General features: G+C 49.9%; 25 protein-coding genes. 21 read left to right on the forward strand and 4 right to left on the reverse strand.

The window, feature by feature from the left end:
* Positions 1 to 113 precede the first annotated feature (113 nt).
* From dacB to AC5JLB_RS09570, 4 genes are all read left to right on the forward strand, one after another.
* On the forward strand, positions 114 to 1,610 hold the full coding sequence (gene dacB / locus AC5JLB_RS09555; RefSeq protein ID WP_495873598.1) for a D-alanyl-D-alanine carboxypeptidase/D-alanyl-D-alanine endopeptidase: 1,497 nt from the start codon (positions 114 to 116) through the stop codon (positions 1,608 to 1,610).
* A 264-nt stretch (positions 1,611 to 1,874) separates the two neighbouring features.
* Positions 1,875 to 2,402, forward strand: coding sequence for a translation initiation factor IF-3 (infC, locus tag AC5JLB_RS09560; RefSeq protein ID WP_495873599.1), 528 nt, complete (start codon positions 1,875 to 1,877; stop codon positions 2,400 to 2,402).
* A gap of 381 nt (positions 2,403 to 2,783) precedes the next feature.
* On the forward strand, positions 2,784 to 5,825 hold the full coding sequence (locus AC5JLB_RS09565) for a HEAT repeat domain-containing protein (protein WP_495873600.1): 3,042 nt from the start codon (positions 2,784 to 2,786) through the stop codon (positions 5,823 to 5,825).
* Positions 5,826 to 5,879: 54 nt separating this feature from the next.
* On the forward strand, positions 5,880 to 6,398 hold the full coding sequence (locus tag AC5JLB_RS09570) for a cyclic nucleotide-binding domain-containing protein (protein WP_495873601.1): 519 nt from the start codon (positions 5,880 to 5,882) through the stop codon (positions 6,396 to 6,398).
* A 147-nt stretch (positions 6,399 to 6,545) separates the two neighbouring features.
* On the opposite strand, the gene AC5JLB_RS09575 is transcribed toward AC5JLB_RS09570, so the two are convergent.
* The gene (locus AC5JLB_RS09575) at positions 6,546 to 7,367 is read right to left on the reverse strand and encodes a mechanosensitive ion channel family protein (protein ID WP_495873602.1); all 822 of its coding nucleotides are present in this window, start codon (positions 7,365 to 7,367) and stop codon (positions 6,546 to 6,548) included.
* 94 nt (positions 7,368 to 7,461) lie between these two features.
* Complete coding sequence (gene alr / locus AC5JLB_RS09580) at positions 7,462 to 8,688, reverse strand: alanine racemase (protein ID WP_495873648.1); 1,227 nt, start codon at positions 8,686 to 8,688, stop codon at positions 7,462 to 7,464.
* A gap of 352 nt (positions 8,689 to 9,040) precedes the next feature.
* On the opposite strand from alr, the gene AC5JLB_RS09585 reads away from it, so the two are divergent.
* From AC5JLB_RS09585 to AC5JLB_RS09600, 4 genes are all read left to right on the forward strand, one after another.
* Positions 9,041 to 9,553, forward strand: a complete 513-nt coding sequence (locus AC5JLB_RS09585) for an HNH endonuclease (RefSeq protein WP_495873603.1) — start codon at positions 9,041 to 9,043, stop codon at positions 9,551 to 9,553.
* Positions 9,554 to 9,821: 268 nt separating this feature from the next.
* A complete protein-coding gene (locus AC5JLB_RS09590; RefSeq protein WP_495873604.1) occupies positions 9,822 to 11,066 on the forward strand; it encodes a DHH family phosphoesterase in 1,245 nt (414 codons plus the stop codon).
* 145 nt (positions 11,067 to 11,211) lie between these two features.
* Complete coding sequence (gene sixA / locus AC5JLB_RS09595) at positions 11,212 to 11,712, forward strand: phosphohistidine phosphatase SixA (protein WP_495873605.1); 501 nt, start codon at positions 11,212 to 11,214, stop codon at positions 11,710 to 11,712.
* A 175-nt stretch (positions 11,713 to 11,887) separates the two neighbouring features.
* Entirely contained in the window at positions 11,888 to 12,823 is a 936-nt protein-coding gene (locus AC5JLB_RS09600; RefSeq protein ID WP_495873606.1) for a MarR family winged helix-turn-helix transcriptional regulator, read from the forward strand.
* On the opposite strand, the gene AC5JLB_RS09605 is transcribed toward AC5JLB_RS09600, so the two are convergent.
* Positions 12,815 to 13,510, reverse strand: a complete 696-nt coding sequence (locus AC5JLB_RS09605; protein ID WP_495873607.1) for a bifunctional 4-hydroxy-2-oxoglutarate aldolase/2-dehydro-3-deoxy-phosphogluconate aldolase — start codon at positions 13,508 to 13,510, stop codon at positions 12,815 to 12,817. The two genes, AC5JLB_RS09600 and AC5JLB_RS09605, sit on opposite strands and share 9 nt — an antisense overlap.
* Before the next feature lie 206 nt (positions 13,511 to 13,716).
* On the opposite strand from AC5JLB_RS09605, the gene AC5JLB_RS09610 reads away from it, so the two are divergent.
* The 13 genes from AC5JLB_RS09610 to AC5JLB_RS09670 all read left to right on the forward strand — a co-directional run bounded on the left by AC5JLB_RS09610 (position 13,717) and on the right by AC5JLB_RS09670 (position 25,439).
* Positions 13,717 to 14,721 carry a DUF2382 domain-containing protein gene (locus AC5JLB_RS09610; RefSeq protein ID WP_495873608.1) on the forward strand — a complete coding sequence of 335 codons (1,005 nt, stop codon included), beginning with the start codon at positions 13,717 to 13,719 and terminating at the stop codon, positions 14,719 to 14,721.
* 127 nt (positions 14,722 to 14,848) lie between these two features.
* Positions 14,849 to 15,808, forward strand: coding sequence for a DUF2382 domain-containing protein (locus AC5JLB_RS09615; protein ID WP_495873609.1), 960 nt, complete (start codon positions 14,849 to 14,851; stop codon positions 15,806 to 15,808).
* Between the two features lie 51 nt (positions 15,809 to 15,859).
* A complete protein-coding gene (locus tag AC5JLB_RS09620; RefSeq protein ID WP_495873610.1) occupies positions 15,860 to 16,186 on the forward strand; it encodes a hypothetical protein in 327 nt (108 codons plus the stop codon).
* Positions 16,187 to 16,249: 63 nt separating this feature from the next.
* Entirely contained in the window at positions 16,250 to 17,905 is a 1,656-nt protein-coding gene (locus AC5JLB_RS09625) for a CHAT domain-containing protein (RefSeq protein ID WP_495873611.1), read from the forward strand.
* The gene (locus tag AC5JLB_RS09630; protein WP_495873612.1) at positions 17,830 to 19,194 is read left to right on the forward strand and encodes a tetratricopeptide repeat protein; all 1,365 of its coding nucleotides are present in this window, start codon (positions 17,830 to 17,832) and stop codon (positions 19,192 to 19,194) included. The genes AC5JLB_RS09625 and AC5JLB_RS09630 overlap by 76 nt, the downstream gene beginning before the upstream one ends.
* A gap of 167 nt (positions 19,195 to 19,361) precedes the next feature.
* On the forward strand, positions 19,362 to 19,649 hold the full coding sequence (locus tag AC5JLB_RS09635; protein ID WP_495873613.1) for a hypothetical protein: 288 nt from the start codon (positions 19,362 to 19,364) through the stop codon (positions 19,647 to 19,649).
* A complete protein-coding gene (locus AC5JLB_RS09640) occupies positions 19,646 to 19,885 on the forward strand; it encodes a hypothetical protein (protein WP_495873614.1) in 240 nt (79 codons plus the stop codon). The genes AC5JLB_RS09635 and AC5JLB_RS09640 overlap by 4 nt, the downstream gene beginning before the upstream one ends.
* A 34-nt stretch (positions 19,886 to 19,919) precedes the next feature.
* Complete coding sequence (locus AC5JLB_RS09645) at positions 19,920 to 20,852, forward strand: bifunctional riboflavin kinase/FAD synthetase (RefSeq protein WP_495873615.1); 933 nt, start codon at positions 19,920 to 19,922, stop codon at positions 20,850 to 20,852.
* Between the two features lie 92 nt (positions 20,853 to 20,944).
* Entirely contained in the window at positions 20,945 to 21,853 is a 909-nt protein-coding gene (locus tag AC5JLB_RS09650; protein WP_495873616.1) for an AAA family ATPase, read from the forward strand.
* A 60-nt stretch (positions 21,854 to 21,913) separates the two neighbouring features.
* A complete protein-coding gene (locus AC5JLB_RS09655) occupies positions 21,914 to 22,501 on the forward strand; it encodes a Uma2 family endonuclease (RefSeq protein WP_495873617.1) in 588 nt (195 codons plus the stop codon).
* Between the two features lie 127 nt (positions 22,502 to 22,628).
* Complete coding sequence (locus tag AC5JLB_RS09660; protein WP_495873618.1) at positions 22,629 to 23,603, forward strand: cysteine synthase A; 975 nt, start codon at positions 22,629 to 22,631, stop codon at positions 23,601 to 23,603.
* A gap of 9 nt (positions 23,604 to 23,612) precedes the next feature.
* On the forward strand, positions 23,613 to 23,903 hold the full coding sequence (locus AC5JLB_RS09665; protein ID WP_495873619.1) for a (2Fe-2S) ferredoxin domain-containing protein: 291 nt from the start codon (positions 23,613 to 23,615) through the stop codon (positions 23,901 to 23,903).
* 327 nt (positions 23,904 to 24,230) lie between these two features.
* The gene (locus AC5JLB_RS09670; protein WP_495873620.1) at positions 24,231 to 25,439 is read left to right on the forward strand and encodes a low temperature requirement protein A; all 1,209 of its coding nucleotides are present in this window, start codon (positions 24,231 to 24,233) and stop codon (positions 25,437 to 25,439) included.
* On the opposite strand, the gene ygfZ is transcribed toward AC5JLB_RS09670, so the two are convergent.
* Positions 25,436 to 26,437 (reverse strand): CAF17-like 4Fe-4S cluster assembly/insertion protein YgfZ, encoded by a 1,002-nt coding sequence (ygfZ, locus tag AC5JLB_RS09675; RefSeq protein ID WP_495873621.1) that lies wholly within the window; start codon positions 26,435 to 26,437, stop codon positions 25,436 to 25,438. The genes AC5JLB_RS09670 and ygfZ overlap by 4 nt on opposite strands.
* Between the last annotated feature and the right edge of the window lie 88 nt (positions 26,438 to 26,525).

The raw sequence follows: 26,525 nt of genomic DNA on the forward strand, positions 1-26,525 counted from the left end.
GCTGCATATCTAGTAGGAAGATATTTTCACTTAATCCAAGATAAAAGCCAATACAATCGTTTCAAACTTGTTTCCTCATTCTTGCGATCGCCAAGCTCTCCAAGATTCGTTCCATGACCACCTACCTCTGTGATCCAATCGACTCTGCTTCATTCCAGAAAGCTACATGGCTCAAGTTTCTCTTGCTCAGCAGTTGGATCAGTAGTTGCCTATTTGTATTGCTTCCTAACCGTGCTTGGTCTGCTCCACCTGCGCTGTGTTCCAGCCAGCTTCCTGCCGCGATCGAGGCGATTGCGAACCGACCCATGTTTCGGCGATCGCGCTTGGGCGTTTTGGTGCAAACGCTAGGAAAGCGAGAAACGCTCTATGCCCGCGATGCAGAGCAGTATTTTGTTCCCGCTTCTAACGCAAAACTGCTGACGACCGCTGCTGTTCTAAGTAAATTTGGGTCTCGATATCGGATTCGCACTCCCGTTTATGGTGCTCAGACACCTAACGGTTGGCAAATTCGATTAGTCGGACAAGGCGATCCCAGCTTGACGGATGCTCAGTTGGTTAGCCTCGCTCAGCAGCTAACGCAGAAAGGCATCCGACGCATCGCGCAACTTCAGGTCGAAGATAGCGATACCGAGCCGCTCAATGACGATTGGGCCGTAGGAGATGTGCAGGAAAGTTACGGTGCGCCAGTCAGCCGATTGATTCTAAACCGCAATTTACTAACGCTGACGCTTTCTCCTCAAGCTCTTGGGCAACCGCTACGCCTCCAGTGGGAAGACGCCGCGCAAGCCGATCTGTGGACAATCGAAAACACGTCCATGACAGGGAATGCTCAAGCGTCGGAGGATGTGGTTGTAGAGCGAGATCTCACCCAGCCGATTCTGAGGGTGTCTGGGCAACTCCGGGTTGGGGCGGCTCCATACTCTGACGTTGTCGCGATTAGTGATCCCACCGCCCATTTCTTGAAACACTTCCAGCAGGCTCTTTCTAAGGAAGGCATTGTGGTGGATCGCGCTCAAGTCAGTCGGATGCGTAATAGGTTCGGCACAGAGATTGCAAGTGTTGATTCGCCAACGATCGCTGAGTTGATCAAATTTACCAATCAAAATAGCGATAATCTTTACGCCGAGGCGTTACTCAAACTCTTGAGTCAGGGGACGCCTTCTAAACTCAGCACGTCTATTTTGGCTCAAGGACTATTGACCCTAACGGATGTCTTGAGTCGCTTAGGAATTAATAGCGAACGGTTTTCTATAGTCGATGGAGCAGGCTTAGCTCGTCAGGATTTGGTTACTCCTTCTGCCCTTGTCGAAACGCTGCAAACGATGAGCCAACAGCCTGAAGGCTCCCTCTATCGAGCTTCATTGCCAATCGCAGGTCTGAGTGGTTCGCTCCGAAATCGATTTCAGAACACTCCAGCTCAAGGAATCCTGCAAGCGAAAACGGGAACGCTTACCGGAGTGAGCGCCATGTCAGGCTATATTAGCCCCATTCAACACCCGCCGCTTGTGTTCAGCTTCATTCTCAATCAGTCGAAAGACTCAACCTCAGTACAACGAGATGCCCTAGATGAGATTGCCCTGCTCTTAGCCCAACTGCGATCGTGCCCTTAAAAGCGCACTCGCTGTCTGACTTGATAGAATCCTGACCACATAGAATTTACGTTAAGATCTCAACCGAAATTTGCCTTGACTGAGTAGAATGACGTTATACAGTCTTGCTGACTTGTTGACAACTGTTTTTACCTAAAACTGTTTGTGATTGATCGCATCAAATCCCCTGTCTAATTAACGTTAGAGGTTAAGCTTTAGCGGTCGATGCATTTTGGGCAGCGTTCTTGCTGTCTACCCCTTATCCACCCTTACCTACAGGTGCCTGTGAGCGAAAGAAGACCCAATCGAGACATTCCCATCATCAACGATCGCATTCGATTTCCCAAACTGCGGGTGATTGATGCTGACGGTGCCCAGCTAGGGATCATGACTTCGAGAGAAGCGCAGCAGCTAGCTGACGAAAAAGAACTCGATCTCGTGCTAGTGAGTGACAAAGCTGATCCGCCCGTCTGCAAAATTATCGACTACGGGAAGCACAAATTCGAGCAAGAGAAAAAGGCGAAAGAAGCCCGCAAGAAGCAACACACCGTTGATGTCAAAGAAGTTAAGATGCGCTATAAGATCGAAGAACACGATTACCATGTGCGAATCACCCAGGCGCAACGCTTCCTGAAGTCAGGCGATAAAGTAAAAGCTACGATTATGTTCCGTGGAAGAGAAATTCAGCACAGCGACCTAGCAGAAACATTGCTGAAGCGCATGGCTCAAGATTTGCAGGAAATTGCAGAGGTGCAGCAAGCCCCGAAGAAAGAGGGTCGGAACATGATGATGTTGCTTGCGCCTAAGAAGTAAACGGTTTACTGATTCACCTCATTGGTGAGCTGATATCCAACAGAGGATGGCTGAATAATGCCATCCTCTGTTTTTTCATGACATACCGATTTCTAACGCGACACTGTATGGGGGCACGGCAGTACCTACAGGAACAATGCTTTTTAGAGCGGGGATCAGCGAAACACGGGTAATTTCCATAGTGCAACCTCAATCTTGATCAAAAGCATCTTGATCAAAAAATGTAATTCGATTTGGGAATGCTAGAGGCAACTCATCTTTATCCACATTCTGAGTACGATTCACCAGATCACGCTGCACACATCTTTTATCTTCAGTGATTAGCCCTCTGGTAGGTTTGCTCAGTCTGATTTACGCATTCAACCCGGGACAGCACGCTTCATGGTATTGACAAACCAATTCCGCAAGAAAGAGGGGTTCGGAAACAAGCTCCTACGCTGGATTAACCTCCGTGAAGGGGAAGGCAAGCGAACGGCGTCAATGTTTGCGTTTTACACCACAACCTCGTGGGGTCTAATTTGGCTTGAGGCGTGTGCCCTCGATCTTTTTCTGTCTCAATATGGCGCGGCGACGCTGCCGCTCATTTACATTCTGAGTTCTGGCATCCGGATCGGATTAGGGCTACTTTACTCGTGGATGCAGCGATTTTTGCCTCTACGTTGGGTGATTATCCTCATTGCGATCGTCATTGCCATACCGCTTCCTGCCTTTTGGATTGGGTTGGGATATCCCGCAGGAGTTGAAGTTGCAGGATTTGTCGTTCTCAAGACTACGATTTTGTTGATGCAGCTTTGGCTAGAAGCCAGCCATGCCTTAAATGATCTCAATGCATCCATTACCGCCAACCAACTATTTAACGTCCGGGAAGTTAAACGCACCTACCCCCTGATCAGTAGCGGAATTCTATTTGCAGATGTGGTTGGAGGATTCTCGCTGCCGCTTCTGTTAGCTGTTTTACCCCGCGATCGCGGTTTACCAACCGTGATTATGGTGTCATTCGCCATGATGATTGTCGGTGCAGTCGTTTTGGTTTACCTGAGCCAGTCTTACCGACAGTCGTTTCCAGACGCGCGGCGGCGACGCGATGACACCGTTAGTGAATCGTCAACTCGTCGGATGCGGGGGGAGATGCGGCATTATGCTATGCTGCTGCTCGTTTTCTTTGCCTTGGCGCAGGTGCTGCTCTTGCTGGTTGAGTTCCAATTTTTGAGTCAACTTGGAGAACAATCAGGGGCGGCAGGCAATAGTTTTCTTCATGGAGAAGTGGCTGGCTTTTTGGGGTTGTTCAATGGATCACTTGGCATTTGTGAACTGGCGATGCAGTGGCTCTTTGCCAGCCGTCTGATCGGTCGGATCGGGGTCTTTGCCGCTGTGATGCTACTGCCTGGACTGACGATTTTGTTTAGCAGTGCCTCTTTCACGGGGTTAGTCCCAATCTTTTTCATCGTGGTCGGTCTGCGATTTCTCTATGAGCTACTGCACTACACCATTTTTGCTGGCACAGGTCCATTTCTGTTTCATGCCATTCCAGACCAGTATCGCGATCGTATTCAGTCTCAAGTCCGAGGAATTGCAGAACCCGTTGCAACAGCCATCACCGGGTTCGTCTTGTTAGGAATTGGCAGTTTTGGCTTGCAGCAATCAGGTGCCACTGGGCAAAATCTGGTGTTTGGCATGATGATTTTGCTTGCGGGGGGATGGCTTGTAGCGATCGCGATCCTGCGGTCAAAATATGTTGGGTTGCTGGTTCTCAGCGCTGGGCGAGGGCAGTTAAGCGGCTCCGAAGTCGATTTGCGGGCACTAAAACAAGCGGTGATCGAAACGCTAGAAAAACCGGGGGCCGAAGCAGACAAGCGAGCGTGTATCGAGTTGCTCAACCAAATTGATCCCAAAACCATCGGCGATGTTCTCGCCCCGCTTTTGAGTAAGCTATCGCCTCTCCTACAACACAAAAGCTTGGAGGTGATGCTTAACTATCCAAACGCAGCTCATTTGCCTACCGTTGAGAATCTATTGGCGGAAAAGCCGGTTCCTGAAGTGACCGCGATCGCGCTGCGCTATCTCATGCTGACCGACGGATCTCCTGACATCAAACAGCTTGAACCTTCGCTGCAGCCAGGCACTCATCCTGTCATGCGTGCAACTGTCGCATCGTTGATTCTGCGTTGCGGCAATCCCCATCAAAAAGCGCAAGCAACCAACACCCTGCGGCTGATGTTGACCAGTCAGAACAAGCAAGAACGGGTTATGAGCTGTCGGGCATTGGGAGAAGCAGTCTATCTGCAAGCCTTGCGGGTCTATGTGCCAAAACTGTTAGAAGATCGATCCATCCAAGTGCGGCGGGCAGTGCTTGAAGCGATCGGGGCAACGCGCTCAGAAGAGTATTATCCCCACTTGCTGAAAGGAATTCGTATTAAATCGACTCGTGAAGCGGCAATCAAAGCCTTAGTCAAGCTAGAAAATGACGCCTTACCCATGCTGGTGAGCTTGGCAGAGAATGTTCATCAATCTGACCTTGTGCGGAGTGCGGCTTGGGGTGCGATCGGAGAAATTGGCACAACCGAAGCCATTAACATTCTGATTGCTCACCTCACCACATCTTGGGGCAATAGCCGTCGCAGCTTACTCAAAATTCTGCTCAAAATTCCTCAAGAACGGGGAATTGAACGGGTGTTAGATCAGCTTGGACGAAGAGGAATTGAAGCGCTGATCGATCAAGAAATGATGTTTATTGGCCAAGTATATGGTGCGTTGGCCGATTTAATGCCTGAACGGTTGCGGGGGCAAGAAGCCGACATGCTGAGGAATGCGCTTCAAGATTCACCCACGGATGGGATTGAGCGGTTGTTTCTGCTGATGAAATTTCTCTATCCCATCAGTGCCATTCAGGTCGCTTCTTTCAATTTGCAGTCTGGGTCGCGAATTCACATGGCACAAGGGCTAGAAATCTTAGATAACACGTTAGATATTGTCAATAAACCTGCTGTTCTAGTACTGCTCGATCGTAATCTCCTAATTGACAAGCTGCAAAGCCTAGCTCAATTAGTGCCCTATGTACCGATGCGTCCCCACGATCGCGTGAAACATTTGCTGAATCTGCGCCACTTTGTTTCAGATTGGACGTTGGCATGTTGTTTTCATCTGGCTCAACGGGAACGTTGGACTTTGACGAGTGATCAAATTTTGTCAAGTCTCAGTCATCCGACTGGATTTGTGCGCGAAGCCGTGCTGAGCTATTTACGTCTTGCGTCTCCTCAAGCGCTCGCTCGTCTTTTGCCGAATTTACAGGGCGATCCGAATCCAATTGTCGCTAGTGAAGTGAAGAGATTGATGAAGGAGTTAGGAAGCGATGCGCAAAGGGGCGCTCTCCACTCTCATGCAAAGGAGAATTCGTCGAACCCTGTGGAGCCACAACCCCTGTAGCGTTTGACACAAGACTTCGTAAAATTTGAATAACAGTGCCTACCTCGTCCGACCATGCTAAACAGTTTTGACCGCCTGCTCCTAATCCGACAAGTCCCGATTTTCCAAGAGCTTCGGGATGATTTTCTGGTGCGGTTAGCCTCGATTATGGAAGAACAGTCATTTGGGGCACGGAAGCCAATTTTTACTCAGGGAGATGATGAGCGATCGCTGTATGTGATTGTGTCGGGTCGCGTCCGCGTGCATATTGGCAAACAGGAACTCGCCCAAATGGACAAAGGCGAATGTTTTGGCGAAATGTCTCTGTTTGATGCCGACAAGCGATCGGCATCGGTGACGACTCTTTCGGTTTGTGACTGTTTGGTTTTAACGCAGCAGCAACTCTACGAAGCGATCGACGAAACGCCGGGAATCGCGCTCAACATTATTCGGATTCTCTCGCGGCGCATTCGAGAACTAAATGAGAAAATCAAAGACCGAGACGCTGAGCTGATGTCCTTCAAAGGGCAGTCAGAACTGGAAATAGAGCCATCACGTCCGCTTCGGGTTGTGCCCAATGTTCGGCAGAATTGACAGGCATTGGCAGTGGATGTGGAAGTAAATTTAATGTGGAAGTAGATTGAATAGATGGAGGGTCAACAGATCCGTTTATTGATCCACTACAGCCGTTACCCCATCCACTGCTAACGAGACTCTGCAAGTTCTACGATCGCGCGTTATCTAATCCACACTAGTGGCTTGTCCCTCGCCCTCTGCCTTAGAACTACTGCTGAGCGATTCCTTCACAATCTGCAAAACTTCTGATTTCACCTGCTCGTAGTGGCTCGCTGCGCACCAAGGACGAAGGTACAACGTTGTTGTCGTTGCCGAAATCGTATCGACATGACAGGTCGTTTTTGGCTCTTGCAAAATTAGGGGATGATCTTGCAGCAAGGAAAGCAATTGGGTAATGGTAGAGTCGATGACGCGATCGCCAATATCAACCGTCAAATCGACGCGCCGAGTGCCCATCACTGTATTGTTTTTCAGCGTGCCGCTAAAGAGATTGCTGTTGGGAACTGTGATTCGCACGTGATCGGCAGTGAGAATAGTGGTCGAAAATAAGCCGATGTTATCGACCGCTCCTGCCACGCCTGCTCCTTCGATCGTATCTCCCACTTCAAAGGGGCGAAAACTAACCAGCAAGATCCCAGCCGCGAAGTGAGACAGACTATTTTGCAAAGCCAGCCCGATCGCCAGACCCGCTGCGCCCACCACGGCGACCACAGTTGTCGTTTGAATTCCAACCGTATTGAGGGCCGCGACAACGCCAATCATCCACACCAAAATTCCTGACATCTGCGCCAAGAATTTCTGTAAGGTGGGTTCTGCGTATTTGAGCAGACGAAAGGTAAGGTGTCTTGCCGTTATTGCTCCCCATCGCGTCAAGAGCAGGATTGCGATCGCTTTAACACACTGAAATGCCAAGTTTGACAACTGGTTCTCAAACACGGGTTGAGGAAAATTCAGCGAAAACCCTAAAATTCCTTCAGTCTCAACCATAGGCGTATCCTCCTTAACTCTGCTCGTTGGGGTTCTACATTGGCAGACGGCCAACTTCCATAAACCCCTTCTAAGGAGGATCAGTTTAACCGGTTTAGGCTCTAGATGGACGATGAACTTCAGAAATGGGAGGTTTAGCTCGGTAAGGCTTGCCAACCGAAACACGGGGCAACCGATGCTTAAAACTACACAAAATTTCCCAAGAAATGGTGCCCAGCAACTTGGCCCAATCGTCCGCTAAGATTTGCTCATTGCCGTCTTGTCCGATCAACGTGACGACTTCCCCTTCTTGCAGTGCTGGAATCTTGCTAACATCTAGCATGATCTGATCCATCGTGATCGCTCCAATTTGAGGAACCCGCTGTCCCCGAACGAGAACCGTCATTTTATCCGATAGATTTCGAGGAACGCCGTCTGCGTAGCCAATTCCAACGACGGCAATTTGAGTCTCGCGATCGCAAATAAATTTGTACCCATAACTCACTCCAGTTCCGGGTTGCAAAGTTTTTACCTGAGTCACTCGCGCTTTAACTTGCAGCACGGGTCTGAGATTGACTCGATCTTTCAGGTGGTCGGTTGGGTAGAGTCCATAAATAATCAGTCCTGTCCGTACAAGATCATAGTGAAGGCTAGAGTCAGTCAGTGTTGCTGCCGAATTCGCTAAATGAAAGTGCGGCATCGGACGGAGGGGGGCTGTGCTATTGGGATTAAACCCACAGGCACGAAGAGCAGACTCGTAGCGCTGTTGCTGCTGGCGCAGAACCGTTGGATCTGGATCGTCGGCGGTGGCTAAGTGAGAATAAACGCTAGCGATCGCTAAGTTTGGTAATCGCTGCACCAACTGCACAAACTCTGTTGCCTGTTGCCAAGATGTGCCCAAACGGGACATGCCTGTGTCTAATTTGATATGAACAGGTAAGGAAGCGCGACCGCTCACAGCTTCTGAAAAAACCAGCGCCTGCTTAGGCGTGCAGAGCGTTGGCTGGAGTTGCCACTGCGCGATCGCGCGGATTTGCTCTGCTGTATGAGTCGCTCCTAGCACCAAAATCGGCGCTTCGATTCCTGCCTCTCGTAGCTCGATTCCCTCCGGAATGGTAGCGACACCCAGCCACGTTGCACCTGCTTGCAGAACCGTTTGAGCAACGGTAATGGCTCCGTGTCCGTACGCATCAGCTTTCACAACCGCCATTAAGGCAGTTTGCGGCGACAACAAGCTTAGAATCTGCTGCACATTATAAGAGAGGGCCGCTAAATCAACCTCTACCCACGCCCGCTCTCGTTGCATCAGAGCAACACTCGGACTTTGCTCCCAACTCAACATCACACTTATCTCCTTCTCACACCCAATATCTGCGATTGACAGAGCCAAACTCCAAACGATCGCACCCTAGCACCTAAAACTCTTCATTTAAACTTCTTAAACTTTTGCAAAAATACTATTTGAACTTGAAGTTGAACTTGAAGTCTGGTTAACCTGAATTGCTCTTTACTTTATATTGTTTTACTCAAAAACAATACGATTGGTTAGAAAGGCGCTGTCTCGATCGCGGAGTCGTGTGTCAGAAAAATTCTGGTTCAGCATTTGCCCAGCGCTGTCGTTGCGCCTCAACTCTGCATTTTGAGGAATGTGTTAGCATCAGTACTAGTCAGATTGTCTTAAATAAATTCCTGGAATGGGCAAGGTTCTGGTGCTTAACGCTTCCTTTGAACCGCTTAACATCACAAGCTGGCGGCGAGCCGTGGTGTTGCTAATCAAAGGAAAGGCAGAGCAAGTCGAACACAACGGCAAGTACATCTATTCGGGATTTCCCTTACCCACGGTTATCCGATTGCGTCACTACGTTCGTGTGCCGTACAAAGAAATCTCTCTAACGCGCAAAAACATTCTGCATCGCGACGAGCAGATGTGCCAATACTGTAGCTATCGAGGAGACGATCTAACCCTCGATCACGTGATCCCGCGATCGCGGGGCGGAGAAGATTCTTGGGAAAACATGGTAACGGCTTGCGTTCGTTGCAATGTTAAAAAAGGCAGCCGGACGCCCAAAGAAGCCAATATGCCATTGCTGACGACGCCTCATCGTCCTCACAGCAGTCTTTATTTTGAGGTGACGAAACATGTCAAAAACGGAGTAAATCAAGAATGGCGTAAATATGTAATTGGAGATCTGGAGATTGAAGGCTAATCTCTTGACATAGAGTAGCTTTTATCGATTAGAGCTGAATTTCTCCACCTCAAGACATTCTCTCTCCATCTCAAGACATAAAGCTTTCATAAAGCTAACGCTTTTAGAGCTTTTTTGCGAAGATCAGAAAGTACCAACTGAAGCAAGGTTTCCAGATTTCGAGGAACCCCGCAGGGATGCCGCTAATTATAGGTACTGTCTTGGTTCTCTCGTCTGTCTCTATATGCAATTTGATTCGAGTCCATACTCCCCTAGCTCAACTACCTCAATGGAACCAGAACTTATCTTGACTGGTTCAAACTCCCGCTCCACTGAGTACGTACCCTCTGATGCTGTCGGTATGCCAAATGGTTCTGCCTACGAACAGCGAGGACGGTTCCCGTATGATTCAGCGCGATCGTCAGAGCAAGAACAAAAAGTCGAAGTGTTTCGGAAACTGTTAGAAAAGCATCGCGGCGATCGTCAGCTAGTCATTCTACAAGATTTTCCTGATCCGGATGCATTGTCTTCGGCTTGGGCCTATAAGCTGATCGCTCAAAAATACGATGTCAATTGCGAGATTGTCTATGCTGGAATGCTGAGCCACCAAGAAAATATTGCGTTGGTGAAGCTGACTGGCATTCCGTTACAGCGCTGGACGCCTCAGATTGCAAAAACGAAGGATCTGTCAAACTACAAAGGCTGCGTCTTCATTGACAATCAGGGCACGACGAGCCAGCTTTTCTCTGTCGTTCAGCAGGCGAATGTGCCGATTACGGTCGTGATCGATCATCACAGTATGCAGGATGACCTGAATGCTGAGTTTGTCGATATTCGGACGAACACTCGTGCTACAGCAACGATTCTGACGCAGTATCTGCAATCTGGGATGCTGAGGTTAGATAGCAATATTAGCGAGCATGTGAAATGTGCGACAGCGCTGATGCACGGGCTGCGATCGGATACAAATCGGCTGATGCAGGCTCAAGAAGAAGATTTTCTAGCCGCTGCCTATCTCAGCCGCTTCTATGATGGGCAGTTGCTCAACACTGTGCTGCAATCGTCCCGATCGCGGCAGGTGATGGATGTCATTGAGCGATCGTTGAAAAATCGCATTGTGCAAAACAACTTCTCGATCGCGGGCGTTGGCTATCTGCGCTACGACGACCGAGACGCGATTCCGCAAGCCGCAGATTTTCTAGTGACTGAAGACAACGTCCACACTGCTGTTGTGTATGGCATTGTTCACGATGACGACGATGAGTTAGAACTCGTGGTTGGCTCGTTGCGAACCAATAAAATTACGCTCGACCCCGATGAGTTTATCAAAGAGGCATTCGGGCAAGACTCTCAAGGGCGGTTCTTTGGCGGCGGGCGATCGCAGGCAGGCGGATTTGAAATTCCGATGGGATTTCTCTCTGGCTTCTCCGAAAGTAGCGAGTACGCCAAAATGAAGTGGTCTGTTTTTGATACCCAAATTAAGCAAAAACTCTTGCGCTTGGTGAATCCAGAACAAAACTATCCGCAGCAGTAGCGTGTTGAGTAGAGATCAAAAGACAAGATTTAACTGGGGAACTGGGAGGAGGTTCTCAGGTTGGAGATTTGAGCATTGAGAGTGATTGAAGTTCGTAAGATAGGCGCTATAGTCGAAATCAATCACTCTCAATGCTCTCTTGATCATGGATCTCTATCTCATTCGTCACGGCTTAGCTGGGCAACACGGCGACTATGCTAACGATGCAGAGCGTCCCCTCACGGATGAAGGTAAGTGCAAGACTCGGCAGGTGGCGAAGCAGTTGCACCAGTTGGGGTTGAAGTTTGACTTGATTTTGACTAGCCCCCTAACACGAGCAAAACAGACGGCTGAGATTCTTCAAGCCGAGGGCCTGAGCAAGCAGCTAGAGATCGCAGACAGTCTAGCGCCGGGAGGCGAGCTTCAGCAGTGGTTAGACTGGTTAGTGACATGGAGAGCGCCTAATAAAGTTTTGGCGTTAGTGGGGCACGAGCCAAATTTAAGTAATTGGGCAGAGACTTTGGTATGGGGCAATGCTCATGGCAGCTTAGTGCTTAAAAAAGCAGGCGCGATCGCGGTTACGATTCCAGATTCGGGAACCCCGATCGCAACGAGTCGCCTTTTCTGGTTAACACCGCCTCGCTTCTTAGGCGGTCATGAACTGTAAGCATCAACAAAACCTCAAGATGCAGAATTGAGGGGAGTCGTTCGATAAGATTACGTTATCGATAATTCTAATGTTTTATTACGTAAACAAATTATGTTCCGGTTTACCTCACCCCTTTATTGAAGCCGTATTGATACGAGATACTCTATAAACAAGTGCCCTCGATAACGTCGTAATGGTTCCTTCCCACACTGAACTTCAGATTTCTAAAGATACGCTTCGTGTGCTTGCACCTCACGGAATTGGCTATCGACTGAAATTGCTTTCTCAACTGCTAGGACGGCGATTTCAAGAGAAGCTCGATCCCTTTGGGCTGACGCCGTTTCATTGGGTGGTACTGTGCTGCCTGTGGCAAGAAGACGGACTAGCCACGTCAAGCATTGGCGATCGATTGCAGCAGGTGGGCGGAACCTTGACCGGAGTGCTCGATCGCATGGCAGAACGCGATTTGATTCGGCGAGAGCGCGATGCTCAAGACCGTCGAGTGTGGCGAATTTGGCTCACCGATGCGGGACGGCGATTGGAAGATTTGTTGCCACCCATTGGGGTTGAGATGCGAGAGACGGCGTTAAAAGGAATTTCTTACGCTGAGCGAGAACAGTTCTCCAACATCATCGATCGCATTATTGTCAACCTTCAACCCAATCCATCTGATCCGCCTACTACGTCCTCGCTACTTGGCTGGCAGTCGATTCTTGCGCCTTATAACATGGGCTACCGAATTAAACTGCTGGCTCAGTTGGGTATGAGAAAGTTTCAAGAACTGCTCGATCCCTTTGGGCTGACGCCGTTTCATTGGGTGGTATTGTGTTGCCTGTGGCAAGAAGACGGGCTGGCAACCTCAAGCATTGGAGAAAAACTACAGCAGGTGGGCGGAACCTTGACCGGAGTCCTTGATCGCATGGCAGAACGCGATCTGATTCGACGGGAACGCGATGCCCAAGATCGTCGAATCTGGCGAATTTGGCTCACCGATGAAGGTAGAGCGCTGATCGATGACTTGCCGCCGCTCGCGTTGAGTATTCAAAAATGTATGGTGCAGGAAATTTCGGCAGAAGACCAAGCGAAGTTATCGGGTTGGGTAAATCAGGCGATCGCAAACCTAAGTTGAGGCGACAGCAGCGGCATTTGTCGAAGCTTCTTTCAGCGTTTGAATCAGAGTGCAGGCTTGATGTTGAATGAGTGACCAATCGTAAAGTGCAGTTCCTCTGGAGTTGCGCTGATCGCTTATGGCTCCTTTCGGAAATAACCCGCCTGCGAGTCCAACCGCGATCGCGCCTGCTTCGATCAAAGCTTTAGCATTGGTTGGCGTCACTCCTCCGGTTGGAATGAGCGGAACATGTCCAAGCGGTTGTTGCAGCGCCCGAATGTAGTCTGCACCGCCCACGGCTTGCACGGGAAAAACCTTAACGCTACTCGCTCCCGCTTGCCAAGCCGTAACGATTTCAGTCGGCGTTAGCGCACCGGGAATCATTGGGATTTCTTTAGCAACAGCAAGCTCAATCAAGTCGAGATTGGTATAGGGAGAAAAGGCAAATTCTGCACCCGCCGCGATCGCGTCTTTTAGCTGAGCCGTGGTTAAAATTGTGCCGGTTCCGATTGCGCAAGTGGGTAGCTCAATTCGCAGTTGAGAAATTAGATCTGCCGCGCGCTCGCTATCCCAAGTAATCTCAATTAATTTAATTCCCCCTGCCGCAACTGCGGTTGCCATCTGTTGCCCTAAACAGAATTGAGGAGCGCGAATCACTGCGATCGCACGATGTTGTTGAGCTAATTTCAACCAAGTTTGGGAATCCATCTGGTTAACATTCAATTAAGAAAAACTGAGTTGAACTTAATGTTTCTTTACTTAAAACTTTCGCTTTTCTACTGAAAGAACAAAACACAATTAAAACTCATTCATAAGAAGTAGAGACAGGTTAGGTCGTTAGAAAGAGGGATGTTTCTGATTGAATTCATAGACTTGGGTTGTAACGACGAAATTTTACTTTAGGAGATACATGTATGGCTTTACATAAGATTAAAGACTTTGATCCTGATTATCGTAATCATTTTGATGGTGACGATGTAAAAGATCTAGACTTATATTCCGGCGATGAAAAAATCGGTTCTGTAAACGATGTTTTAGTAGATGAAAACGGCGAATTCCGTTATTTAATTATCAATACTGGTGCATGGATATTTGGTAAAAAAGTAATGCTGCCGATCGGTCGCGCGAGAATCGATTATAGCGCTCGTCGTGTTTATGCCGATGGCTTGACCAGACAGCAAGTAGAGGCTCTACCAGAATTTACCGATGACCTGAAGGTTGATTACGACCACGAAGAGCGGGTGCGGGATGTGTATCGCTCTCCTGGCATGACTGGTGCGGCTGGAATGACTGGCATGACTGGTGCGGCTGGAATGACCGAGGCTTCATTGGAGGCTTCTGCTCCTCTAAATTCTCCGGTTCCAGTTGAAGGAATGCCCTACACCGGCTCCTCGATGGGTGCTACAGCGGGTGCTTTCGGAACAGATACCAGCCTTCGTCGTGACTACGATCGCGATAGCTATCGCTACGACGAACACGATAGAGATCTATTTAACCTAGATCGCAATGACGATCGCATCCGGTTGTATCAAGAGCGCTTGATTGCTAGCAAGACTCGTCAGAAGACGGGCGAAGTCACTGTTGGCAAGCATGTTGAGACCGAAACGGCCCGCGTTGATGTGCCTGTTGAGAAAGAGCGGGTTGTGATCGAGCGGGTTAACCCGACCGATGCAACTGCTGTTACTCCAGGTGAAGCTACGTTTAGCGAAGGCGAAGTGGCTCGTGTGGAAGTCTACGAAGAGACGCCTGATATCCGTAAGGAAGCATTTGTTCGGGAAGAAGTGCGCGTGAAGAAGGTCGTGGATCAAGATACCGTGACTGCCGAGGAGCAAGTCCGTCGCGAAGAACTGGACATCGATACTCAAGGTCGTCCGATCATTGACAACGATCGCGCTAACATCGATCGCGCTAATCGGTAGAACTGAAAGCTTTGCTTTTGGGCTGCACTTAATTAGTAATTAGGTAAAAGTGGGCAGAGCTATTTGAAGTAGCTCTGCCTCTTTTGAAAGAAAAGAAGTGATTTACTACAGGAGAATGGCTGGCAAAATGTATACGGAATCACCACAATATTCCGATAGCAATCCGCTAGAAGATCGGCTGGATAATCTTAGACAAAAGTTAATTGGATTTGAAGTAGTTAATCAACAAAATGAGCTTGTTGGAATTGTTGAGAATCTAATTATTGATGCAACGCAACATTTAACTTTTGTTTTGACTCGTTCCCTGTCTGATCCTCTACAAAAAAGCTTTTTATTAGAAAGTAGATTAGTCGATCGTGTGAATCCAAAACCTCGCACGTTATTGGTTAGTTTAAGTCCTGCTGGTCTTGCAAATTTGCCCGTATATCCTATGCAATCCGATGCCTCAAGGGATCTAATCCAGTCAGACAATCGCCTTGGTTCTCGTCATTCACTGGCAGATCCGCAAGCGATTAGCGCAGAGCGTAACTTCGCAGGAACCGCGTCTGCCATGACGGAGCAACCAACAGGCACAACTCCGCAGGAACCGCTTCTTCCTAAGTTGGTTGAACAAGATGTTGTTGAACAGCAAGATGTGCTTAGACAGAACGTTGTTCAGGATGAAACCATTCGCTTGTTGGAAGAACGCCTTAAGGTTAATTATCAGAAACAAAAGGTGGGTGAAGTCGTTGTTCGCAAGGAAATTGAGACTCGAATGGTTCAAGTTCCGGTGCGTCGCGAGAAGTTGATTGTTGAGCAGGTTGGGGATTCCCCTCGCAGGCTGGCAGAGATTGACTTAGCACAGGGCGAGATTGAGGGTTTAGAGCTTCTCGGATCAGAAGTGCCCTCCAACCATTCCATCACGGCTGGCTCCACTGTTGGTTCTACGGTGCGAGGCGAGGTCTCGTCTCCTCGAACTGCCGCTTGGTTGTTGGATGCGATCGCGCGTCAATCTAACCACGGCTGTAAACGGATTCGGATTGAGATTGAGCTAGACAATCCGAGCCATCAGGAAACCTATCAAAGCTGGTTAGATCGCTGTCGCTAATTTCTCTAGCGATCGCAGTGATAATAGCTGAGATGAGTTTGTGTCAAAACAATGGCTGAGATCCAGATTTCGGTGGAAGGTAAAGACGCGATTGCAGCCACAACCGAGTTGTTTGCTATGCCAGAAATCGATGGCACTTGGGAGCCTGTAGAAGAAGCAGAACGAGAGACGGTGCTTGCAACAGTGGGTGCGATCGTAGGGATTGTTGGCGGAAGTCTTGCGATCGCAGAGCAAATCCGCAAGTGGTACAAGGAGTATCAGAAAGGTAAGTCGGGGATGCGGGTGGAGAAGGTGTTGCTGGTGGGGCGCAATGTGCGACGGTTGTTGCTAGAGAATGCCACGACCGAACAGATTAAAGCCATTCTTGATGAAGTGTGATTTGTAGCGGAGTCGATCGAATTCTTCATGTATAAGGAAAGAAGCCTCCCGCTTGCTTCTTTCATGAATATTTTGCATCTCAGCCTCCAGCTTCTCACTCCGACTACAGCCGAGATTCGCTATTTTATTGACAATCCCAATGTCTATCAGAGCCGAGCGCTGTTGCTCAGTGAGATTGATGATCTGATCCAATTAGCTGAACAGGATTATTTCAACCGTTTGCCGGAAGAGTATTTGCGGACGGGGCGAAGGCTGTTCAACTGGTTGGATGGGGAGAAGCGGTTTCTCGCTGGAGCGTTGCAGGGCGTTGAGGCGTTGGCGATCGCAACTTCGGAAAAGTTCGCCCATTTGCCGTGGGAAGTAATGGCGGATCAGGCGGGGCTTCTGGTCAGCCGTGGAATTGTTCCGGTGCGGTGGTTGGGGAATCGCTCCGCGTTGCGGGTTGATGATCGCAATCGAGAGTATGAATTGAATTTGCTGCTGATGGCAACGTCGCCGGAGAGTCAGAAGGTGCTGGACTTTGAGCAGGAAGAGTCGCGTATCATCAAGGCGACGGAGCGGGCGGGCTTGCAGCTTGTGGTGGAAGAGAGCGGCAGTTTAGGTGAGTTGGGGCGGCTTGTAACCGATTATGGACGCGACCATTTCGACGTGTTTCATCTAATAGGACACGCGGAGATCGCAGATGGAATGCCTGTTTTTGTGACCGAAACCGATGAAGGTGATGCTCATTTGGCGACGGCAACGGAGATTGTAGATTCGTTTGGGGGACAGTTTCCGCCTGTGGTGTTTTTGTCGGGCTGTAGGAGTGGACAGTCGGCGCAGCAGGGCAGGGTTGCATCGCTTTCGGAATCGTTGGTGCAGGCAGGGGCAACGGCTGTTTTGGGTTGGGGAAAGTCGGTGCTGGATACGGACGCGACGGTGGCGGCAGAAGCGCTGTATGGGGAGTTGGCGGCGGGTGTGAACTTGGTCGGCGCGATCGCAGCTGTTTATAAAACGCTGTACGAAAATCAGTGCCGGGATTGGCATTTGCTGCGGGTGTTTGTGGGCGATCGCATTCCGGGGGCGTTAGTGTTACCAAAGCGGCGGCGGAAGAAACAGCCGCGTATGAAGTTTGCGGAAACGGAGTTTCTCGATCCGGTGACGGGGACGATGCAGGTGGCGTCTCGGTTTACGTTTGTGGGTAGACGGCGACCGTTGCAGCGATGTCTGCGATCGCTAAAGAATGATTTTGACAAGGTTGGGGTGTGGATTCATGGCATGGGGGGCTTGGGGAAGAGCAGTTTGGCGGTGCGAATCTGTGATCGCTTGCCGCAGGATCGAATCGCCATCATTGGCAAGTTAGATGAGCCGCGTTTGGTGAGTGCGCTATCGAATAAGCTCGGTCGGCAAGCGGATTTGATTGAGATTTTGCAGCCAGAGCAGCCAGAGCTAAAGTTTCGGTTGTTGCAGGTGTTGGAAGGGTACGATCGCGACCTGTTGATGGTGCTGGATGATTTTGAGTTTAATTTGGAGGCGATCGATTCGACCTATCGCTTGAAGCCGGATGTGGCGCGGGTGTGGGCGGCGTTGGAGTGGGCGATCGTCCAGTCGGGGCGGGAGCATCGGTTGATTGTGACCTGTCGCTATGTGCTGGAGCCCCTGGGATGTTGCGGCGGTGGTTTGTGCAGCCGTTGGCGGGAATGGATGGGGCGGAGTTTGGCAAGAAGCGAAAGCAGTTGAGTTTTCCGGTGACGATCGCAAGGGCGTTGCCAGAAGAACGATCGCAGTTGCAAGCTCTGCAAGAGAGGGCGGAACGGATTGCGGGGGGAAATCCACGCTTGGCGGAATGGCTAGACAAGGTGTTGTGTGAGATTTCAGCCGATGCGGTGCTGCAAGCGTTGGAGAAGACGCAGGCGGAGTTTCGAGAAGATATTTTGGCGGAAACGTTGCTGGGGATGTTGAGTGCAGAGACTCGATCGGCGTTGGCGAACGGACTGGTGTTTGAGGTGTCTGTGCCGCGATCGTGTTTTGAAGCAGTGTGTGGCAGTGTGGGGTTGGATCGAGCGATCGCGCTGGGGGTGCTGGAGGTGTTTCCGGGAGGTGAGGTGAGAGTGCCGCGCATTTTGCCGCTAGAGATGCCGGAGGACGAGGAACTGGCGGAACGGGCTGCGCGAGAACTGTATCGAGTTTGGTGGGAAGAATCGGAGAGTTCGACGGAGGAGCAAGATTTAGAAATTCATCGGTTGGCGATGTTGGGGAAAGTGGAAGAGATTGCAGGAAATATTGCAGATGCATTGGCTTATCATTGGCGTCGCAAAAGCCGTTACCGAGAAGTTGTTAAGCTTTGTCGAGAGACAATGACTGATTTCAAACACTTGGGGGTTCTTACTGAACTAGCAATCGCAGAAAAAGAATTGGGTGAGTCTGAAACTGCTTTACAACTGCATCAGCAAGTTCTTGCTAACTGCTCATCAGAAGACAATCACCTCAAAGCAAGGACGTTGCACCAAATGGCGAACATCTACGTGGATCGAGATGAGGTGAATGAGGCGATCTTGCGCTACCGAGAGTCCTTAGCGCTTTATAAGCAAATCGGGGATGTGCAAGGCATAGCGGCATCGTTGCATCAATTGGCAGTCATCTACACGAATCAAGGTAAGGCAGACAAGGCGATCCCGCTCTACCAAGTATCGTTAGTGCTCTATGAGCAAATCGACAACATGCAAGGCAAAGCAGGAGTGTTGCACCAAATGGCAGTCATCTATACGCATCAAGGTAAGGCAGACAAGGCGATTGCGCGCTACCGAGAGTCCTTAGTGATTTATGAGCAAATCGAGGATGTGCAAGGCAAGGCTATTACAGTAGCGAATATGGCGCAACTGTTAGCAGCAGGCGGAGACTTTGAAACCGCGATCGTTCATCTCCAAGAATCGCTGCAGATCCTACAACACATCGGTTCTCCCGACGTGGCAACCGTTGAGAAACTCCTTGCAGGTGTAATACAGACGAGACAAAACAATGGAGATTGAGACGCAATCGCTTCCAATGTGCTTGCGATCGCGCTGTCGAGGTCTGATGCGATCGCCTCGCTATAATCCCTAAAAGCAGAGTAGGAGAGTTCATGAGAAGAGCGATCCTTTGGAGCTTCGCAAAGCGAATCGCAGTAAGCTAAAAGAACTCTGTAGCATCCTAGTTCATGGCAACCCTAAACCTGGAAGACTTACCCGACGAGCTATACCAGTCCCTACATCAGCTTGCCACGCAACAACAGCGATCGCTGAGCGAAGAAGCGATCGCTCTGTTAACGTTTGCAATCCAGCACCGCAATTCGCTTCACGAGACTTCGCAAGATCGTGCGTCTACTCCCATTGCCCAACTTCTCGCCGACATTCGCCGCGATCGAGAAGCCCTCAATCCTCAATCCCAATGGCTTGACAGTACCGCTCTGATTCGCGAGGATCGCGATCGAGCCCAAGAGAAATGATCCGCAAACTTTACAACGTTCGTGACGAAGGTCGTAATATTCGTGACGAAAGTCGTAATGTTCGTGGCGAAAGTCGTAATGTTCGTGACGAACGCTACGATAATCGCGACCAAACCTACTGCGATCGCGACCAAACCTGCAAACCCGATTCAACCTTACTCAAGCGACCTGCAAAACTTCCTTACAAAAAATATCTCTTTAAGGTCTTTGTCTCGTTTCTTTCCGTATCTTTCTAGATTTTCCTGATCCAGATGTGTCAAAATGTGAAGCGTGTGGATCACTTCTTCCCCCTCTACAGCCTTGACACCAACTGCTGTTGCCCTAGGAAACTTCGATGGCATCCATCTAGGGCATCGCCAAGTTATTTCGCCTGTTCTCAACATGCCAACAGGCAACCGCGCTACCGTTGTCACCTTTTCCCCTCATCCCACCGAATTCTTTACCGGGAAACCGCGATCGCTGCTGACACCTCTCGACGAAAAAGCCGCCTGTCTCGAAGCAATGGGCGCTGAGCAACTTGTGATGTTGCCCTTTACCCAAGAACTGGCCGCCCTCACCCCACAGCAGTTTGTCGAAGAGATCTTAGTACAACACATGCAGGCACAGCACGTCAGCGTCGGCGTAGACTTTCGGTTTGGCTGCAAACGGCTCGGTACAGCAGAAGATTTGAGCGCGATCGCGGCCACCTTCGGCATCAGCACCACGATCGTTCCTCTCCTCACCTTTCACGGCAAGCGCATCAGTAGCTCCTCAATTCGGGAAGCGCTTCTTAGTGGAGACGTGAAAACGGCGAATCGGATGCTAGGTCGCTCCTACCGTTTAGTCGGGGAAGTGGTCAAGGGACAACAGCTTGGACGCACCATTGGCTTTCCCACCGCAAACCTACAACTGCCAGCCAACAAGCTAGTTCCTCGGCAAGGCGTGTACGGTGTCAGAGTTTCTGAGCCAGGAAAAGAGCTATTGGGCGTGATGAATATTGGAAACCGTCCGACCGTAAACGGTTTGGCACAGACCATCGAAGTTCATCTGCTCGATTGGACAGGAGACTTATACGGGCACACGCTAACTGTTGAGCTAGAAGAATTCATTCGTCCTGAGCAGAAGTTTGCTTCCCTCGAAGAGTTACAAGCTCAAATTAGTGCAGATTGCGAGGTTGCAAGAACGACGTTAGCCGTTTCGTCGTACCGCGCCAATCAGATTTAGCGACTTCGCGTTTAATCAACACGCTAGAGCGCGCCAAGGGCGGGAACCCTGAGTATGATCAACAGGATTCTTCAACCCCTAGGATTTTCGCCATGAGAGACCGGATTGAGCAACTCGTTCAGAATTTGAACCGTGCGATCGTTGGAAAACATGAGGCGATCCGTTTGGTTCTGGTTGCCCTGCTCTCTGGGGGACACGCTTTGCTAGAAGACGTTCCCGGCGTTGGCAAAACCCTACTGGCAAAATCGTTAGCCAAATCCATTGACGGTAAGTTTCAGCGGTTGCAATGCACACCAGACTTGTTGCCGAGCGACGTGACCGGAACCAACATTTGGAATCCCAGCACTGGAAGCTTTGAATTTTTAGCAGGCCCAGTCTTCGCAAACATCTTGCTAACCGATGAAATCAATCGGGCTACCCCCCGCACGCAGGCTGCCTTGCTCGAAGTGATGGAAGAACACCAAGTAACGATCGATGGTCATTCCCGTAAAGTGCCAGAACCCTTCTTTGTCATTGCCACTCAGAACCCCGTGGAGTACCAGGGAACCTTTCCGCTGCCTGAAGCTCAAATGGATCGCTTTGCTTTGTCATTATCGCTCGGCTATCCCACGGAAGCTGAGGAACTGCAAATGCTACAGCGCCTCTCCACTGGGTTTGCTCCCGAAGCTCTCCAGCCCTGCATCAGCTTAGAGGACGTGCAGCAGCTTCAAAGATTGTGTACTCAGGTCACGGTCGAACTCTCGTTGCAGCAGTACATCTTAAACCTGGTGCGAGCCACCCGACAAGATGAAGAAGTCACGCTGGGTGCAAGTCCGCGAGGAACGCTGGCGCTACAGAAAGCCGTTCAAGCGTTGGCATTTTTAGAAGGTAGAGATTACGCGATTCCAGACGATGTGAAAGAACTTGCGCCGCATGTGTTGTCTCACCGCATCATTTCGGCAGGCGGACGGCGATCGAGTGCGATCGTGGATCGACTACTCCGCTCGATCGCAATTCCTTAAGATAGACATGAAGCTCCACGTGAATCTTCTATCCCAATCTTTCATTCACAGGAAATCATTATGCTTTCGTCGTCATTAGTTGTGCGTATTCCGCCCTCCGTCCTTGCGATGACCGATGATCAGTTTTTTGAGTTCTGTCGGTTTAACCGTGACCTGCAAATTGAGCGCGATCGCTATGAAGAAATTTCAATTATGCCCCCCGCAGGTTCAGAGACTGGAAATCGAGAAGCAGGTATTTTGGGTCAGCTATGGGTATGGTCTGAACAAGATGGGACAGGAATGATATTCAGTTCTAGCGCTGGCTTTAAGCTTTCGACATGGGCAGATCGTTCTCCTGATGCAGCTTGGATTACGATCGAGCGCTGGAACACCTTGACGCCAGAACAGCAGCAAAAGTTTGCTCCGATCTGTCCTGATTTTGTCGTCGAGCTACGATCTCCCTCCGACAACCTCAAACCTTTGCAGGAAAAGATGGAAGAGTACGCGCAAGAACCAGGATTTCGGTTGGGCTTATTAATTGATCGCAAGCAGCGAACAGTTTACATTTACCGACCAGAACAAGCCGTGGAATGTTTAGAGAATCCTGAAACGGTGAGCGCAGACCCCGTGTTGCCCAACTTCGTTCTAAAGCTAAGCAAAGTTTGGTAGAACTTCTGCATTCCTAAAAATTTGTAAGTTAGGAGCGGATTTCACCCAACGATTGGCAGGTCAAGCCCTGAAAGATTGCTCGTAATGCGCCAGAATTTAACTAGGGAAACACGCAGGACGCGATCGCATGGATATCAAACGTGGATTTGTAAGTGCAGTCGGCAATACGCCACTCATCCGCCTCAATAGTTTTAGTGATGAAACTGGGTGTGAAATTTTAGGCAAAGCAGAATTTCTCAATCCAGGCGGGTCGATTAAAGATCGGGCTGCCCTCTACATCATTGAAGACGCCGAAGCAAAAGGCTTACTCAAACCGGGAGGAACGGTAGTCGAAGGAACCGCAGGCAACACAGGAATTGGACTTGCCCACATCTGTAACGCCAAGGGCTACAAGTGTCTAATTATCATTCCTGATACTCAATCTCAAGAGAAAATTGACCTGTTGCGAACCTTGGGTGCCGAAGTTCGCACGGTTCCGGCAGTCCCTTACAAAGACCCGAACAACTACGTCAAACTGTCAGGCACAATTGCGGCAGAAATGGACAACGCAGTTTGGGCCAATCAGTTCGAGAATCTTGCCAACCGTGAGGCACACTACAAAACGACCGCTCCAGAAATATGGGCGCAAACTGACGGCAACATTAACGCCTGGGTGACTGCAACCGGGACAGGCGGAACCTACGCTGGCGTATCGATGTTTCTCAAAGAAAAGAATCCGAACATCCGATGCGTGCTGGCTGACCCAATGGGAAGTGGGCTGTATAGCTACGTGAAAACCGGCGAGATTAAGCCTGAAGGCAGTTCGATCACCGAAGGCATTGGCAATAGCCGCATCACCGGAAATATGGAAGGTGCGCCGGTCGATGATGCGATTCAGATTGACGATCGCGAAGCGATTCGGGTGATCTACCAACTGATGGAGAAAGACGGCTTATTTATGGGCGGCTCGGTAGGAATTAATGTCGCGGCAGCCCTTGTCTTGGCAAAACAAATGGGAGCCGGCCATACGATCGTCACGGCTCTCTGTGATGGCGGCAGTCGCTATCAGTCCAAACTATTTAACCGAGATTGGTTAGCATCGAAGGGATTGTTACCGAATTGAAGCTGACTCATGAGGATCGGACTAGAGCCACAATGCGTGCGAATTTGCCAGAATAAGTCGTGTCGCAAACTGGGAGCCGCTAAGGTACTCGCTGCGTTTCAAGCCCATCCCGTCGCAGGGGTCGAAATTGAGAGTAGTCGCTGTCTTGGGCAATGCGGGAACGGGCCAATGGTACTCGTATTGCCAGAGCAGGTTTGGTATTGTCGGGTGTCGCCTGAAGAGGTAGACGCAATTAAAACTCGTCACTTAATCAATGGACGCCCGATTCAATCGATGCTGTATCGTAAATTTCACAGTTAGAGCAAGCCCTTACGCGATTGGCTCTGCCAAGCTTCACAGAATCAGCGCAAAGCACAACTTTGAAGAAAATGGCTTTACTAAGCTCTGAAGGGGTTCGCTTTGGGAAGTCCGTTGGATTACCCGATCAGAAACTAAGCTTGGTGAAGCCTTAGCGATCGCTACCGTTCCTTCTGATAGAGAAGAGTTGCGCTTCGGTGGAACCCGTTTTAGCATAGGGCTAGTTTTTTACTAATTCTTTAAAAGAGAGTTGCACAGCTTTTTCAAAGCTAGGTAAAGAGGTGTCTCCTGTCTTTTTCTAACAACGAACTCAGCGTTGAGGCAAGTAGAATGAATCGACCCCAGCGACGATCCCTGCGGCTCTACGTCGGAGAAAGCGAAACTAACAATCATCCTGGAGAACTGCGAACTAGCCGTCATGCGACTTGGTTGGAACTCTTCTTTGACCTCGTGTTTGTTGTAGCGATCGCAGGACTGGCGCACTTTCTTCACGACCATCTCGATTGGACGGGCATCGTTAGTTTCGCTGTCCTGTTTGTTCCAATCTGGTGGCTGTGGATTGACTTTAGTTATTACGCGGATCAGTTTGACGTTGAGCAAGGATTTTATCGCCTAATTATGCTGGGCGTCATGTTTGGCATGATTGTGCTGGGATTAACCATTCCAGAAGCGTTGCAAAACGGATCAGCTCAGTTCGCGTCCGTCTATGCAGCGTTGCGCTTTGTGATCGTCGGGTTATATTTTCAGGCGTGGCGACTGGTTCCCGAATCGCGAGAACTCACGAAGCGCTACACGCTCAGTTTTGCGATCGCGCTCGTTCTGTGGCTTGCCTCGATCGTGCTGCCGCCTCCGGTTCGATTCGTTCTTTGGGGCATTGCCCTGCTAATTGAGATTAGCAATGGTCCGATTACCTACGCCACGATTCGATCGGTGCCGGTTCAGGTGTCGCATATGGACGAACGGTTTGGGCTATTTGTGATCATTGTTTTGGGGGAAGCGATCCTTGCCGTGGCAAGCGGAGTGTCTGACATTAAATGGCAATGGCAAGAAACCTTGACCGCAATCAGTGGGTTCATTGCCGCCGTGAGCTTATGGTGGCTGTATTTTGAATGTGCAGAAGATTCAGTGATCAACCAAGCGCTCCGAAGCAATCAGAAACGAGCGTTGTTGAAATCATTTGTTTATGGCTACAGTCATGTTTTGGTGTTTGCCGGGATTGTTGCTTCTGGAGTTGGGATTCAGTCGGCGATCGAAGGCGTAGACGTAGGACAGTTAAGCCTTGCAACCCGCACCGTTCTGTGTGGAGGAATTAGCTTGTATCTGATTGGACTGAGTGCGGTTCAGTGGGCAGCCCCGCGATCGCTACCCAATCGAATTCTCGGCGGACGGATGTTGGCCGCGATCGCCTGTATCGCTCTGATTGGACTAGGCGGATTTCTCGCTCCGGTTGTGTTGATGGGACTTTTAGTGCTGATTCTGATTGGACTCATCCAGTTTCAATGGCACAGTTCAACGGCATTGAAAGAATCGCAAGCTTAAGCTTGCAGCGGTTCCTGTGAAGCTGAGCCTTGCACTGAGCGCGAAAGGTAGGGCAAATCGACCACTTCGCCGTGACTCTCGCCCGCTTTCACCTCCAAGCCTGCGCCGCCTGCTTTCGTGCGGATGTAAGCGAGAGCGATCGCGCCAGATTGGGTTTCAACCACGCTGGTGAGCGTTCCGACTTTCGTATCTTCAACGGTTACAGTTGTGCCGACTTCAGCAAGGTGATCGAGTTGGACTCCCCACAGTTGTTGCTTGACTCCGTTGTACGTATCGAGTCTGGCGATCGTTTCTTGCCCAATGTAGCAGCCTTTGTTAAATGAAATGGTGTGCCATAATCCCGCTTCTAAAGGATTGTAATCATCGGTAAGTTCATGTCCCGGCATAGGACGACCTTGTTGGATGCGGAGATAGTTCCAAGCGCGATCGCTAATTGCGATCGCGCCCGCCTCGACTAAAGCAGAGTGAAGATCAGCAGGCGCAATCAAGGTGTAGCCTTCCGTGACTAAACCGCTTCCAACCGCCACTCTTACTTCCTGTCCAGCAATCGTGAAGACCCGATGCGTTCCGTAAGGTTGCCCAATTATCTCTGCGGCTCCCAGCTTCTCAAGCAGGGCGTGACTTTGTGGGCCGAGCAAGCTGAAGGCAAACGTTTGGTCTGTTCTATCCGTTAGCTTCACTTTATCGGCGAAGAAAATGTAGCGATCGAGAAACGACATAATCTTCTGGGTCATTCCAGGTGACACCATCAGCAAGACGGATTCATCGAGCATATAAGCCGTTGCTAGATCGATTGTTCGTGCTGTAGATGTGAGAAACACTGTATCGCAGCCTTCTCCCGGTTTGCGGAGTTTGAGGTCGTTGGTGCTTTGGTTGTGCAGAAAGCTCAGCCGATCCGCGTCGGATACTTCAATGCGTCCCCAAGCGCTGCGATCGTAAACAGCAACGCCAGAGGTTATGGCTTCAAGTTCTGCATTAAGGGTTTGATCCTGAGTCATGGCTGTGAGTTTAGCGTTTTATCGATTGTCCTACATATCTTCAGCATAGCCATGCTAATGCCCTTGTCGTACGACGAGTGCGCTTTAG

Source organism: Myxacorys chilensis (genome assembly GCF_059505265.1).